The sequence below is a fragment of the Psychrobacter sp. 5A.1 genome (assembly GCF_030407455.1).
Lineage (GTDB): Bacteria > Pseudomonadota > Gammaproteobacteria > Pseudomonadales > Moraxellaceae > Psychrobacter.
On the sequence record NZ_JASDDJ010000028.1, the window covers coordinates 24,170 to 39,613 of the forward strand.

The following is a 15,444-nucleotide window of genomic DNA, read 5'->3' on the forward strand; positions in this document are numbered from 1 at the left end:
TAGGTTTAACAAAATATCTAAGGGCATAATCAATTGATTACTGACAGGGAGTTCTGCGCATGGAAATCAAATTAAGACTTACTCAAGCTTTGAGCATAGCTGGTGCTAGTTTAATATTGACAACGGGAGCATTTGCAAATCAACTGATTAATGGAGGCTTTGAGCTAAATCCGCCTGCCAGTGGGTTTGGCAACCATATAGGTCACCCTATTACTCCTTGGGTGTTAGGAACAGGTGATGATTCAAACGTCATCAGAACCAACCAAGGCATTAATTCCACGGGAGATGGCCCTCGGAGTGATGCATCGGGCACTGCGTCAGGGACTATTAGACATTATCTTGATATTGCTAATGGGAAAAATGATTTTTATCAAACTTTCACATCATCCTGTACTGGTGAAGCAACTTTTGGTGGATACTTTTCTACAAGAAACAATAGTGGAGGAAACGCTGCTGTCACCTTGCGTAACGGAACAGGATTTAGTGGTTCGATCGTTGGCCAGTCTAACCCTGTAACTCTCCCAGGTGGTATCTCTTCAACAGACCCTTGGACTTTGGTGTCTTACACTGGCCAAGTACAAGCAGGTAACACTTATTCATTAGTCATAGCGATGGATAATTCAATGAATTTTGATGAAGCTTTTGTCAATATCAAAGGGTGTGCTGGCGATGGGGGTACTGGACCAATAATCGGTGGAGAGGTGTTCGAAGACACCGTTCCAAGTTTTCCTAATATTCCTGTAATCGTACTTCCAGCACCTGTTGATAATTGCTGCCCACCTATCAATGAGCAGTCTATCGCTCGTCAGTTAACGCCTGTATTTCAGCCTGGTGGTGGATCAAATGCAAAATATCGTCTTAATTTTTCAGCGACCTCGCAGTTTAATAATCAAAATCAAAACTACCTAAACTATGTCAATAGCATGCAGCCCCCTATAAATGCATTGATATCAACATGGAGAGTTTTTGATCATGGACCAGGTGGCATTGCTTCAACACCTCCATCCACACCGTCAGTTATGATTGAAGAGTTTTTTACCACATTCCATATCACTAACCCAGTAAATCATGGTAATACCTCGTCTAGTTATACGATGAAGCCAAATAATTGGTATCGAGTGCAAGTAGGGACTTACTTTAATGATGGTAATAAATTCTTTCCACAAACATGTGGATCTTCTTCATACTATGTCAATTGGCAAGTAGGCAATAAATCATCTGGCTCAGCAGGTCACTTCATCATTAGTAATGGCAAAAAAGAGCTTGTCCGCATTAAGTCAGAGCCTAAGGCTAATACTACACCGATGAAAGCTGTACCGATAAAAAGAGGAGCAACTTTAAAAAGGTTTTAAAATAGGTGAATAACGCTTTAAGAGGCGTTTATCAGAAACTGTAAAATCAGAAAGCCTTCAAGAAGTTAATGTTAAAGCACTTAAAACCTGTCATTTTATGATGGGTTTTTTATTTGTTACGTTAGACTCCAATTGAGTTCTACCGTTTCATCAATACAGCTCAACCATTTTTTAAATCATATACTTTTGAGTCAATATCTATTAACCCATAACTGACCGCTTGTACTATGGCATGTGTACGATTAGAGACTTCAAGCTTTCTGAGACAATTGCTCATGTGGAAGCAGACGGTACGCTGTGAAATACCAAGATCACCCGCAATTTTTTTGTTGCTGTCCCCTTTTACAACGCAGGTTAACACTTCAATTTCACGGTCAGTGAGTTGAGGTTTATTACTTTTTACTATGACAGGAGGTAGGCTCACCATTAATGATGGAGAAATAAATTTTTGACCTGTGTGAACTTGCTTAATAATGGTCAATAGATCTATAAAGGCGGTGTTTTTTAATACGTAACCTGACAATCCAAGCTTGAGTAGCTGCCGTGCTTTAGCGCCATCATTTATAGTCGTCAACACAATCAACTGTGTAATCAATGATTGTCTTTCAACCGATAAAATGAGGTTTTCGATACTCATACCAGACATCGTGACATTCATTAAGACGATATTTGGCTGATACTGTTCGATAAGACGCCGTGTTTGATCGCCATCAGTCGCATAGCCTACGATACTTAGCCACTCCACACGAGCAAGCAAAAGCCTCAACCCTTCCAAAAAAATCGGATGATTGTCTGCAACGATGACTGTGATTGACGTCTCCATCTCATCAGTATAGACCAAATAACAGGCCTGCTTTTACCTATATTCTTTAAACAGAAATTAAACGTTAAATAGCTATTAAACACTTAGATTGGCACGTTGATGGCTTGTTTTATCCAACGGCTTAACCTTCTGATAGCCTCACGATTACGATTGCTCTATATCTTAATGCACGATCTCTCTCACCTAAACTTAATGGCTTTAAACCATACTGGCATAAATTATGTTAAAATTGCTGGTTAAACATCTTATTTTATGATGTGCATTACTTATCAATTTAGCCCACAGGTATCCGTATGACCGAAACAACCGCGCCCGCATCTCTAACAGCAGCCTCACCAGAGTTGTCGCTTGATCTTATCATCACCTGTGCCGATGGGCTTGAGGCGCCACTGCAAACTGAGCTGACAAGCTTTGGTATTGCAAGTGAAATCAAAAGCACGGGCCGTCTAGCCGTGACTGGTGATTTACGTGACTTGTACACTATCTGCTTGTGGTCACGCGTGGCCTCTCGAGTATTGATGCTCATCAAACGCAAAAACATCAATGCCGAATATGATGTGGCTGAGCAAATTTATGGTTTGGCAAAATCGGTTAATTGGACTGAGCAGTTTAGCTTGGAACAAACGTTTGCGATTCGTCTCTCTGTAGACAAGCGCGTTGCCGTCAGCCAGCAGTTTGCTATGCTACGTATTAAAGATGCGATTGCGGATACGTTTAACGAAGTTTACGACAGCCGTCCTAACGTCGATAGCAAAAACCCAGATTTTTCTATTTTTGCGACCGTGAATGACAAGCAAGCTGAGCTGTATTTAGATTTGTCAGGTACCAGCCTACATCGCCGTGGTTATCGTGTGGCGATGACCGAGGCACCACTCAAAGAAAACTTGGCGGCTGCCCTTCTCTATAGCGCAGGCTGGCACAAGAAAAACGAAGCGGGCAATGCACCTTTCTATAATGCCTTAATCGATCCAATGTGTGGTTCTGGAACGTTCATCATTGAAGCGTTACTTATGCATTGTGATTATGCGGTGGGTATCGATAAAGCCGCCAATCAATTTGGTTTTTATCAATGGCAGCATCATGACGAGACGTTATGGCAAGAGCTGATCGATGATGCACAGACGCGTTTCCGCGACGCTTTAGAAATTGCCAATGAGCAGCCTGATACCCTACCGCTCATGTTGGGCTTCGATGCCGATAGTGGTGCGATTTTGGCAACAGAAAAAAACCTGATTGCAGCAGGCCTACAAGATTTATTACCGCTGCTTGATCTTGAGACTCGTGCCCTTGACCAACTAGGCACCATCCTGAAACCACTGGTCGATGATGGACGATTGAGCAATCCACTTATCATCACCAACCCACCTTATGGTGAGCGTTTGGGTGATGAAGAAATGATCAAGCCGTTATATCAAGCGATTGGTCTTATTCTGCAAGATAGCTTTGCAGGTAGCGGCATTAATCCGATGCTTGGCATACTGGCCTCTCATGTTGAGCAAGTAGACATACTACCGATCAAAGAACCAAAAACGTTGCGTTGTCACAATGGTGCCATCACCGTTTATTTCCGCTATGGCAACTTGATTGCAGGACAAACGGGCAACCTCGTGAGTCGCTTTGAGAAGCGTGAAATTGAAGTAGAAGATGGACAAGACTTCATCAACCGTTTGCAAAAAAATCTCGCCAAATTGAAGAAGCTGGCGAAAAAAGACAACGTGAGTAATGTACGTGTCTACGATGCTGACTTGCCAGATTTTAAAGTCGCGATCGATTTATACGGTGACTACGCTCATGTGCAGGAATATGCACCACCAAAGACTATCCCACCTGAAACTGCCAAAAAACGCTTCAACTTGGCATTGATGGGTATCCGTGAAGTATTTGGTATTAACCGCGAACAAATTTTTATCAAAACGCGTGCACGCCAGTCTGGTAATGATCAATACAGCAAGCAGAACACCACAGAAAAACGTGGCAAGTTTCATGTTGCGCGCGAAGACGGCGCTTACCTATATGTGAATTTTACAGATTATCTTGATACTGGTCTGTTCATCGATCACCGTAACATGCGTGCACGAATCAAGGACAACAGCCGCGGCAAAGCGGTATTGAACTTATTTGCTTATACTTGTACGGCGAGTGTTCACGCTGCATTGGCTGGCGCGAAAAAAGTCACCAGTGTTGATTTGTCACAGAACTATTTAGATTGGGGCAAGCAAAACTTTGTCTTGAACGGTTTGGACGTTAGCCGCAATAAATACCAGTTCGTTGCTGCCGATATCTTCGAATGGATTAAAGACAATACCGAGCAGTTTGATATTATCTTCATTGATCCACCGACCTTTTCGAACTCTAAAAAGTTTCAAGGTACTTTTGATGTACAGCGTGACCATGCGGCTCTTATCAATCGTGCGATGAACCGCCTGACCTCTGACGGTGTGTTGTATTTCTCAAACAACTTTACCCGCTTTGAGCTAGATGAGCAGTTGACCGAGCGCTACGATATTGTTGAGATTACGCAAAAAACCATTGGTTTTGATTTTAATATCAAAAAACCGATTCATCAAAGCTTTGAGATTCGTCATCGTCAAAGTTTCTAAGCGACAGTCCATAATCTTAGGCCTGTCATTACAACTTTTAAATGACAGCTTTTAGATGACCACTTATAGATGACTAATCATATAAACAGTCATCTATAAGCCGCTAAATTTTAAGTTTTACGCTCAATTTTTTATGAAACACAACAATGACCCAATCCGCTTTGATTGGGTCATTTTTTGTTGTTATGATAGGGCGTTATTAAGCAATAGTTTTGCGGCGATGGTTTTTTGATAATGTTAATTCCATTATAGATTTTGCTCACTTAGTTATACTTCTTCGCATAGCTATTGCTTTAATATTGCACCTCTCCCTACTCTAACAACAAGGATTGCACCATGGCTTTATCACTTAATAAAGGCGGTAACTTATCGCTAACCAAAACGGACCCAAACTTAACCAAGCTATTGATTGGTCTTGGCTGGGATGAGCGCGCTACCTCTGGCGCAGAGTTCGATCTTGATGCGAGCGTATTTTTGCTAAGTGGCGCAGGTAAAGTGCGCGGCGACCATGACTTTATCTTTTATAACCAGCTCAAATCTGACAACGGTGCTGTGGAGCATACTGGTGATAACCGTACTGGCGAAGGCGACGGTGATGATGAAGTCGTCAAAGTGAACCTGACTCAAGTACCTGCCGATGTGGACAAAATCGTTGTCACCGTCACCATTCATGATGCGGCAGCTCGCAGCCAAAACTTTGGCCAAGTGGCCAACGCCTTTATCCGTGTTGTTAATGAAGAAACAGGCACTGAAGTTGTGCGTTTTGATCTAGCAGAAGACTACTCTGTTGAGACAGCAATGGTGTTTGGTGAAGTTTATCGTCACAACGGCGAGTGGAAATTCCGCGCGGTTGGTCAAGGCTACTCAGGCGGTTTGCAAGCGATGTGTCAGCAATACGGTGTTGATATCTAAAACCGTTTTTTACTGATATTTAGTCTACGATCAGTCGCCGTTATCACGTCCAAAATGTAAAGCCGCCATCGTTGCAAATAGTCACAATTTTTAATGGCCAAATGACTAGTAATGCTTTACGTTTCGTTTAAAATTATGCATAAAAAGTGGTTAGTCATAGCCACTTTTTTGCGGTTCATGCCTATACTAGGTAGACCTTAGCTTTACGCAACCAGACAGGATGTGTCATGAGACATTTTTATTTAGACTTTATCTTCACGATCATTGCCTTAGCGATAGCGGCATGGTGGGGATATTCACATGGCGGTATGGGTGGACTAATAACCACGCTATCCATTACTGCTATTTTGGCCGTCATGGAGATTTCATTATCTTTTGATAATGCGGTGGTCAATGCCTCAGTCCTCAAGGGCTGGGATGAATTTTGGAAAAAGATATTTTTAACGGTTGGTATTTTAATCGCGGTATTCGGTATGCGATTGGTCTTCCCTATTGTCATCGTCGCGGTTACCGCTGATCTTGGTATGATGGAAGTCATCAATCTAGCTCTGTATCAACCAGCAGAATATTCAGCCAGATTAATGGCGCATCATGCTGAAATCTCAGCATTTGGTGGTATTTTCTTACTGTTGGTTTTCTTGAACTTCATCTTTGATGAAAAAGAAGTCCATTGGTTTGATTGGCTAGAAAGCCGTTTGGCTAAGCTTGGCAAAGTCGATGCTATGAGCGTATTTGTCGCGCTTATCGTCTTGATGATTGCCGTATCATGGGCCAGTGCTGAGCAGTCAGGTGCTGTCTTGATTGCCGGTATTTGGGGCATTCTTGTTTATCTTGGCGTACAGGTTGTCTCTGGTATGCTCGAAGGTGATCTTGAAGAAGATTTAGAAAACGAAGAAAGTGGTTCGGGTGCAGCAGCGACTAGCGCTATCATGAAAGGCGGTATCATCGGTTTCTTATACTTAGAAGTCCTTGACGCCTCATTCAGTTTTGATGGTGTTATCGGAGCATTTGCCATTACCAACGACGTGATTGTCATCATGCTAGGTCTTGCCATTGGTGCGATGTTTGTACGTTCTATGACCATCTTCTTGGTAGATAAAGGTACGCTTGACGAGTTTATCTATCTTGAGCATGGCGCGCATTATGCGATTGGTGCATTGGCAATTATCATGCTGTTGTCGGTGAAGTTCCACGTACCAGAAATCATCACTGGTCTGATTGGTATTACTTTCATTGGCTGGGCATTTATTGCATCACTTAATTATCGTAAGGCTGAAAAGGCAAGTCTGAATTAAGGCATGTCGTTCATATAGCATCTGCTGTATCTAGTAATGTATTTAAGCAGGTCATATCAAAAAATTGATATGGCCTGTTTTTTTACAGCGTGCCTAAAGTGTTAAATGTTAAATGTTAAATGTTAAATATATGATGCATTCATCGGTATATCAGAATGACCAATAATTAAGATAACCAATCATTAAAATGCAATTCCATGATTACTATCATCCTTTATTCAGTTAAAATCCCCACCCTCTAATGACACCATAAAATACGACTACATGATTCACATACAAAAAATTCTTGATGATATTGCTGTAGAGATGGCAAATGAAACCGATCGTGGCACAGTGGCAGATTACATTCCGCAACTGGCGCACGTAGACCCAAACCAGTTTGGTATTGCCGTCGCAACCCCTGATGGCAAAGTATATACAGCTGGCAATGCGAGTACACTATTTTCGATCCAAAGCATCTCTAAGGTATTTACCTTAACCATCGGTCTTGGTAAGTTGGGCAACGCACTCTGGACACACGTCGGTCGCGAGCCATCTGGCGACCCTTTTAACTCAATCATGATGCTAGAGCATGAATCTGGCAGGCCACGTAACCCTTTTATCAATGCAGGTGCAATTGCAGTGGTAGATGCCATCATGATGGGACATGAGCCAAAAGAGACATTGGGTGAGATACTGCAATTTGTTCGTTTTATTGCAAACGATGATTCGATCAGTTTTGATCATAAAGTGGCCGCATCCGAAATGGCTCACAAAGATCGAAATGCATCGCTCGCCTACTTTATGAAATCTTTTGGTCGTCTAAAACATGACGTGGATAAAGTATTGGGGACGTATTTTCATCAATGCTCGATTGCGATGAACTGCCAACAGTTAGCCCGCGCTGGTCTCTATTTAGTGTCAAATGGTATCAATCAACATACAGGTATTAGGGTTATCAATGCGCAGCGCTCGCGACGGATTAATTCACTGATGATGATGTGTGGTCATTACGATGGCTCGGGTGAGTTTGCCTATCGTGTCGGTCTACCAGGTAAAAGTGGGGTTGGCGGCGGTATTTTAACGATAGCACCAGGTGAAGGCTCTATCGCCGTCTGGTCGCCTGGGCTTGATCACATAGGAAACTCTAAGCTTGGGACTAAAGCATTAGAGCTGTTTGTACAAGAAACTGGCTGGTCGGTTTTTGGCGATTAAAGACTATCATCTCATGCTTTTATCGGTGAGCTATTCAAGACGATGTTTACCCTTAGATATGATAAGTTTTACTGCGGGTCATATTAAATATATCGATATGGCCCGTTTTCGTTTTAAAGCTGTTTTTTGGACAAATGCGTGCTTATTAGCGAAACACTCCTTTATTTAGCTGTTCTAACCTACAAGCTGTAATAGATAATTTACTTTTGATAACAACACCTTAAGTATTACTGCCAAGATTGTTAAAAAGTATCAGATATACAGGGACATTATGTCTCTTAGGAAACATATAGTAAGTGCACAAAATACGCCTTGCTTAGTGAGCGAACGCTTAGTATAGTAAAACGTAATGATATGCAGGGTATAGCGTACAGGTAGATTTTTTACCATTTGTCCCGATATATCAGTCACTGTACAACTTTTAATTTATTTTTTATCATTCAATCCACTTAACTATTAACTCCAAGGATATTTGTATGGCTATTAGCTTAACAAAAGGCGGCAACGTAAACTTATCAAAAGAAGCGCCAGGTTTAACCAACATCACAGTCGGTCTAGGCTGGGATCCACGTGCCACTGACGGTCAAGAGTTTGACTTAGATGCGATTGGCTTTTTGGTCAATGAAGCAGGCACCGTCCGTAACGACCAAGATTTTATCTTTTTCAATAACTTAAAATCAGACAACGGCGCGGTTGAGCACACTGGTGACAACCGTACTGGCGAAGGTGATGGCGATGACGAAAAAATCAAAATCAACCTTGCTAGTATCCCAGCTGACGTTAGCAAAGTTGCTATCTGCGCGATTATTTATGAAGGCCAAGCCCGTAACCAAAACTTCGGTCAAGTTGGTGATGCTTACATCCGCGTTGTAAACGACAATGGCGAAACTGAAATCGCTCGTTACGACCTATCAGAAGATGGCAGCACCGAAACAGCGATGATTTTTGGTGAGCTATATCGTCACAGTGGTGATTGGAAATTCCGTGCCGTCGGTCAAGGCTTCAGCGGTGGTCTTGGGCCATTAGCCTCTTCTTATGGTGTAAACGTTTAACGTTGAAACCAACGTAAATGTCTAGTAAGCCAAGCATCGCAATCAGACGTCTGATTGCGATGCCGATAAGCCATCAAGTGTGCCCTTTTAACGCATTTGATGGCTTTAAGTTTAATTGGCTTATCATTAGCACATAACAGCACACGCACACATTAAGAGCGCTTCTCAAAGATATTATAATAAGGATTTGCAACCCATGGCCGCAACATTCAGTTTAATCGGTACTATTGAACCTTTTTTGCATTGTAATCTCAAACAAGGTGATTCAATCTATTGTGAAGCTAATGCAATGGTGATGATGGAGTCCAATCTTGAGCTTAAAGGTAAGCTACAAGGTGGGCTTATGCAGTCACTCATGCGCCGCTTTGCCAATGATGAATCACTCTTTCAACAACAAATTGAAGCGGTCGATGGTGAAGGTGACTGTTTGCTTGCACCCACGCTAGACGGTGATATGCAAATTATTGATTGCGGCGCTCAGCAATATACGTTGAGTGACGGTGCTTTTGTCGCGGCCCAAACGGGTGTCGATATCAGAGCCAATATTCAACGTAACCTTGGTGGTGCCGTGTTTGGCGATACTGGCGGCTTTATGGTCATGCAGACTCAAGGACAGGGTCAGGTCGTGGTATCTGGTTTTGGTTCGCTGTTTGAGATTGATGTGACACCAGGCAAAGACGTCATCATTGATAATGGACATGTGGTTTGTTGGGATTCGAATCTCGAGTATAAACTGTCTGTTTCAACCAGTAAGAAAAAAGGCATCATGAGTAATATCATTAACTCCGTCACTAGTGGCGAAGGTATGGTTCTAAACTTCTCAGGAAGTGGCAAAGTCATTATTTGCTCGCGCAATCGTGACAGTTATCAAGGTTGGATACAAAGCGTCCTAGGTAGTAGCTCAGGTGGACGTGGCGGCGGTGGTGGCTTTTTAGACAATATCTTATAACACCTTTCGCAATTTACAACACTCTTTAGCGTTATTTTTAAACGGTTTTACTCACAATTATTATAAGGATACTCACATGGCAGTTAGTCTTCAAAAAGGTCAAAAAATCTCACTTAGCAAAGAAGCTGGTGGCGAGCTGACTCAAGTTAAACTAGGTCTAGGCTGGGATGTTGCTCAAGGGCCGCAAGATAAAAAAGGTGGCTTCTTAGGAAAATTATTCGGCGGCGGTAGCGGTGGCGACTCGATTGACTTAGACGCCTCATGCATCATGTTCGATAGCAATAAACAAGCGGTCGATGCTATTTGGTTCAGTCAGCTAAAATCAAAAGATGGCAGCATTGTACATACTGGTGATAACCGTACGGGTGATGGCGATGGCGATGATGAAGTCATCAATGTCGATCTCTCAAGAGTACCTGCTAATGTTGTATCACTTGTCTTTACGGTTAACAGCTTTACTGGTCAGACATTTGAGACCGTAGAAAATGCGTTCTGTCGTATCGTCAATGCCAATAACAACAGCGAAGTGGCACGTTACAATTTATCAGCACAAGGCAGCCATACGGCGATGGTCATGGCAAAAGTCTACCGCCATAACAATGAATGGAAAATGCATGCCATTGGCGAAACCGCGTCTGGCCGCACCTTCCATGACTTGATGCCTGCTATCACGCCGCATGCTTAATTGACTCTAGAAAATTTTTGAATGTTGAATACTCTTCAACAGCAATAAGCCCTTCTATAATAGAAGGGCTTATTTTTTTGTACCAATCGATCTTCTTGCAGCCGTTACTACTTACTACCACGCTTCCAGCTAAATCCCCAATTAAAGGCTTTGTCCATTTCTTGATGACCTTTGAAATATTGATTGATACGTTCAACATTGATACTGCCTTGCTGATTGACCAAACGCGCAATGGCACACATCGGTAGGTTACCAGCACCTTCTGTCAAACGTGTCTCAATCGGTGATTGCTCTGGCACATGGATGGTCACGACCCCATCGGTTTTTTGCCAGTTGGGTGCGCCTTCATAAATAAAGGCAAAGATAAACACTTCTTCTATCTGTGACCACTGCTGACCATTGATATCGAGCCACTCACCGCCGCTGACTTGTCCCGTTCTATCATCCGCACGTAAGCAAACGTACGGCGCTGTTTGCAAGCTACCAAAGCGATTGCCCAATGCTTGAATAAGGGTCTTTTCACCATTTTTTAGATGAATCATCGCGCCAACATCCAAATCGATACCACCCGCTTTATGTTGCTTAAATAGGTCGCCTAACAAGCCTTTTTTAGGCGTTGGTTTATCACTCTCTGGACCTTGATTCCAGTTTAGATTGACTGAGATTTTGCCAAAATCATCCCGTTTTTTGAGATTGATGCTAGATTGGTTTTTGGTTAAGGTGATTTTGCTTAGATTAATCGAAGAGCTGGCAGGAATCGGTGGCGGACTGCTCGCTTGAGTTGTGCTACCCGCTTTTTGAGTATTGATTGGACGCTGCGTGTTAATAGATTGAGGCTGACTTTGCGGTGGGTTCTGGTTTTGAGCGGGTGCATCATCTGCGATTTCGACCCCGAAGTGCTCAGACAAAGGTTTTAACCCTCCCTCGAACCCTTGAGCAATAAATCTAAATTTCCAACTGCCCTGCCTGCGATAACATTCAGCCAAAATAATGGCCTTTTCGTTGCGGCCAGCACTACTAAGCTGACACGTCATTAACACTTGATTGCCTTGTAATACCTGAATATCCACATCACCCACTTGCGCCAATGTTTGCACACTAGAGAACGCCAAGGCTATTTTCTCAATATTCGCAGGCTGCACAGGTAGATTGATATCAAAAAATCCATCGCTGTCGTGGCCGCGAAAGCTGACGCTGCCATCGTCGCTACGTGTCTGCCCATAAAATATCATGTCGCCATCACCGCGTACTTTGCCGTCGGTCGTCAAACGATAAGCGGCACAATCAATGGCACTTTGGCTTAAGATACGGATGCTAATATTGTCAGTTGGCAATGGCGCATTGGCACCTGCAATCAGTTTTTGGGGTTGGGTTTGACTCATCGTACGTCCTTTATATTATTGATTATGTCGTTGTCATTGGTATACTGACCATCGTCATATAGTAGCATGGATATTACGAGAATTTTAAACCAGACACACGTGATATAAGCCTTAAAACAACGCTTACAAATCCTTGCGACTATTTCATCAGTGGTATTTATAACGTGTGCCATTTGTATATAATACGTTCTGTTGAACCGTATGCCTTTGCTGATATTACTACCATATTTGTGATAGCGATGTTGACTTGCTCATTCCCCTACACCCGATGATAACGCTGAGAGAATTATGAATAACCTTGCTGAGAAAAGCGTCCCCTCAACACCAGTCGCTGCTTGGTTAGCCGAAGGTCAGTCTAGCCAGCGTGATATGCTGGAGAGCCTGCAAAACTTAAAGGATACATCTAACGACCCTTTTCATATCATTGCCTCACACCGTCATGACAGACCTGAGATTTTTGAATTTGCGGATATGGTTTATTACGAGCCATCTAACTCAATCATAGACAGTGATACGCAGACGATTACCGACCCTGTTATGCCGCGCTGGCAGTACGTATTAGAGCATGCGCAACAGCACAATGTGAAAGTACTGCTGACTGGTCGCAATGGTATCGACTATGAAGCGCACCGTGAGAAATTTGACGCCGTTGGTATTCGTTTATTGACGGGAGCAACCAGCGTGGCAGCACTGGAATCAATCGACGACAAGTTTGCTTTTATGCAGCAGTGTCACACTCACAATATTCCAGTAGCAGACGCATGGCGTTTTGATAATACGGCTGAGCTTGAGGCTTTATTAGCCGAACATGGTGACCAACCTCTATGTGTGAAACCTGTCGTTGGCATCTTTGCACAAGGATTTTGGCGACTGGACTCTGGTAAAGTAGACTGCAATGCTTACGACAGCTTTGAACATTTATACTTTACTGAAGAGAAAAAAATCAATACCGCCCAATTTGTGAATGCCTATACCAACAGCCAGATGGTACATGAGCGCCCTATTCCAATGCTGTTAATGCCTTATCTATCAGGGCAAGAGTATTCTATCGATGTGGTCTGTGAGTATGGCGATGTACTGGCCGCCGTCACGCGCCATAAAACCGGAAAGATTCAACACGTGGGTTATGAGCAGTCTGTCATGGAGGTGGTGATTCCACTGATTAAAGCCTTTGGCTGTGATGGTATCGTCAGTGTACAAACCAAGGCCGATGATGACGGTCAGCACCGTGTGCTTGAGATCAACAGTCGCCCATCAGGCGGCATTGGTTACACGGCCCACAGCGGTGTAGACTTAACGCAAGTCGGCTTTTCTTATTGGTTAGGATTGACAGAAAAACCCAGCTTAGACGCTAATATTGAGAAAATCACGCCTTGCCAGGTACGCTCTATCATGACAAGTGTCAAAATTGAAGACGTTGCTGAGTAAATGACTGAGTAAGCAAATGATTTGAACCGACACAAAAAAGGTTTTTAGATAGCAATCTAAAAACCTTTTTTATCATATGCATTCTTGAATAATATTAGGCCATTTGGAATTACTCACCAAATACCAGTGTTGCTTTTTTGGGCGCATTCTTAGCAGCAATGACCCATAGCAAGCTCAATACAAACGCTGAACCAATAAAAATCATAATCGATGAAGAAATAGCACTTGCATGTGTATAGTCTGTAGACATCACATGACCCGTCATCGTCATTTCCATGGCGGCTATACCCGTATAATGCATTCCACAAACTGCCAGACCCATAATGAATGCACTACCAAAACGCTGTAATGTACCACGTAGATTGAATGCCAACCATAGTGCCGCAACAGCCGCGGCAATGGCAATCACAATGGATGTCATCAACAATGGTATATTATACGACATGGTGGCGTCCATCTGCATTGAGGCCATACCTGTATAATGCATGGCCGCAATGCCAAGCCCAGTAAGGGTGCCAGCGCCAATCAACTTGCCAACACTTGACTCGCCACGACCTACAATAACGATACCGACAGCGACAAAACCAATCGCCAGTAACATTGAGACAATCGTTAACGCTAGACCATAAGTGACAGGCATCTTCATATCGACTGCCATCATACCGATGTAGTGCATAGACCAAATCGCACCACCGATTGCAATTGAAGATAGCGTAACCCAAAAATACAAATCTGTTCCTGGCTTAGCAGAAGGCACTCGAATGGCAAGATTTAGGCCAACATAAGAACCAAATACGGCAATGGCGTACGAAATCAACACCAAAAATAGGTTATATTCAACTTCAATCATTTTCTCGCCTTTTACATATAAAAAAATGAGCCTAACAACGCTGTTTCAAATCAATCACAGGGCGTTGTGTACTCGTTGTTGTTTTGCATAAACATTGATTGTTCTATGAACAGTTTTTTTACTCGATGGTAAATTCACAAATATTGGTACTATTAGCACCGCAATTGGTTTCTTCGACCTGAACCACGCCTACAGCAGGGTTATTTGCCAAAAAACCTTCTATATAACCCACAACAAAATGACAGCCTGAGTGGCTATGATCTGAGGGGTTGCAAAATGGACATTTGATTAAATAGATGACATTGTTCTTTGCTTTAACTTTAGAAAACCCTTTTAATGCGGGTACCAGCTCACGATTGATTGTCGTAGGCATCTTTAAGGGGCTACCAAGTGAGTAATCACGCTGATAGATGCCACCGCCAACCTTGCGTCCTAACTCATGTAATGCGGCCATGCGTCGATCGCTCGGCAAACTAGCCTCATATTGACTGACAATATCTGCTATTTTAGGATAATAAGCACCAATGGCGGATAAGACACTTTTTTCATCGAGAACCTTTTTGGCAGGTGCTGCTGATGAACTTTCGTCTTCATCTATTTCTAGGTTAACGAGTGTGCATCCCTCAATAAAAGATAAATCATCGATTAGATCCGCTTGCGTTTTAGCACTCTGACTTCTCGCGATCACATAAATGAGGTTGCCACCCTTTTCCGAAGACTCTTGTTTTTGGGAAACAAGCTGATAACCGGCTTTAATAAGTGGTGAAATGACATTGACCAAACGAATGCGTTCGGAAGACGTTTCTAATGTACAAGAGAATTTCAAAGAGCACTCCTTTTTTAACATATAGTCAATCCACCTAATAAATGTTACGATTGCTCTAAACCATAGACAACCAATTAAAGACTATGACTTACCCAA

General features: G+C 42.8%; 13 protein-coding genes. 9 read left to right on the forward strand and 4 right to left on the reverse strand.

Annotation, left to right across the window (positions count from 1 at the left end; translation table 11 throughout):
• The first annotated feature begins 59 nt into the window (after window positions 1–59).
• Complete coding sequence (locus QL982_RS08020; protein ID WP_290163076.1) at window positions 60–1,352, forward strand: hypothetical protein; 1,293 nt, start codon at window positions 60–62, stop codon at window positions 1,350–1,352.
• Between the two features lie 160 nt (window positions 1,353–1,512).
• On the opposite strand, the gene QL982_RS08025 is transcribed toward QL982_RS08020, so the two are convergent.
• A complete protein-coding gene (locus QL982_RS08025) occupies window positions 1,513–2,193 on the reverse strand; it encodes a response regulator transcription factor (RefSeq protein ID WP_290163078.1) in 681 nt (226 codons plus the stop codon).
• Between the two features lie 275 nt (window positions 2,194–2,468).
• Between QL982_RS08025 and rlmKL the strand changes: the two genes are divergently transcribed.
• The 7 genes from rlmKL (at window position 2,469) to QL982_RS08060 (ending at window position 10,862) form a co-directional block, all read left to right on the forward strand.
• Complete coding sequence (gene rlmKL, locus QL982_RS08030; RefSeq protein WP_290163080.1) at window positions 2,469–4,775, forward strand: bifunctional 23S rRNA (guanine(2069)-N(7))-methyltransferase RlmK/23S rRNA (guanine(2445)-N(2))-methyltransferase RlmL; 2,307 nt, start codon at window positions 2,469–2,471, stop codon at window positions 4,773–4,775.
• 336 nt (window positions 4,776–5,111) lie between these two features.
• Window positions 5,112–5,687: a TerD family protein gene (locus QL982_RS08035; protein WP_197100034.1), complete on the forward strand. Its 576-nt coding sequence runs from the start codon at window positions 5,112–5,114 to the stop codon at window positions 5,685–5,687.
• Between the two features lie 227 nt (window positions 5,688–5,914).
• Complete coding sequence (locus QL982_RS08040; protein ID WP_290163084.1) at window positions 5,915–6,982, forward strand: DUF475 domain-containing protein; 1,068 nt, start codon at window positions 5,915–5,917, stop codon at window positions 6,980–6,982.
• Between the two features lie 264 nt (window positions 6,983–7,246).
• Entirely contained in the window at window positions 7,247–8,176 is a 930-nt protein-coding gene (locus tag QL982_RS08045; protein WP_290163086.1) for a glutaminase, read from the forward strand.
• A 476-nt stretch (window positions 8,177–8,652) separates the two neighbouring features.
• Window positions 8,653–9,228 (forward strand): TerD family protein, encoded by a 576-nt coding sequence (locus QL982_RS08050; RefSeq protein WP_290163088.1) that lies wholly within the window; start codon window positions 8,653–8,655, stop codon window positions 9,226–9,228.
• A gap of 196 nt (window positions 9,229–9,424) precedes the next feature.
• The gene (locus QL982_RS08055; RefSeq protein WP_290163090.1) at window positions 9,425–10,177 is read left to right on the forward strand and encodes a TIGR00266 family protein; all 753 of its coding nucleotides are present in this window, start codon (window positions 9,425–9,427) and stop codon (window positions 10,175–10,177) included.
• Between the two features lie 76 nt (window positions 10,178–10,253).
• A complete protein-coding gene (locus tag QL982_RS08060) occupies window positions 10,254–10,862 on the forward strand; it encodes a TerD family protein (protein ID WP_290163092.1) in 609 nt (202 codons plus the stop codon).
• A gap of 107 nt (window positions 10,863–10,969) precedes the next feature.
• Here the strand turns inward: QL982_RS08060 and QL982_RS08065 are convergent, their stop codons facing one another.
• The gene (locus QL982_RS08065; RefSeq protein WP_290163094.1) at window positions 10,970–12,244 is read right to left on the reverse strand and encodes a TerD family protein; all 1,275 of its coding nucleotides are present in this window, start codon (window positions 12,242–12,244) and stop codon (window positions 10,970–10,972) included.
• 288 nt (window positions 12,245–12,532) lie between these two features.
• Here QL982_RS08065 and QL982_RS08070 point away from each other — a divergent pair, with 288 nt between their 5' ends.
• A complete protein-coding gene (locus QL982_RS08070; protein WP_290163095.1) occupies window positions 12,533–13,672 on the forward strand; it encodes an ATP-grasp domain-containing protein in 1,140 nt (379 codons plus the stop codon).
• A gap of 109 nt (window positions 13,673–13,781) precedes the next feature.
• Here QL982_RS08070 and QL982_RS08075 read toward each other — a convergent pair whose 3' ends face one another.
• Both QL982_RS08075 and QL982_RS08080 read right to left on the reverse strand, forming a co-directional pair.
• Window positions 13,782–14,522 (reverse strand): MHYT domain-containing protein, encoded by a 741-nt coding sequence (locus QL982_RS08075; protein WP_290163096.1) that lies wholly within the window; start codon window positions 14,520–14,522, stop codon window positions 13,782–13,784.
• A 118-nt stretch (window positions 14,523–14,640) separates the two neighbouring features.
• Window positions 14,641–15,348, reverse strand: coding sequence for a hypothetical protein (locus QL982_RS08080; protein ID WP_290163098.1), 708 nt, complete (start codon window positions 15,346–15,348; stop codon window positions 14,641–14,643).
• Between the last annotated feature and the right edge of the window lie 96 nt (window positions 15,349–15,444).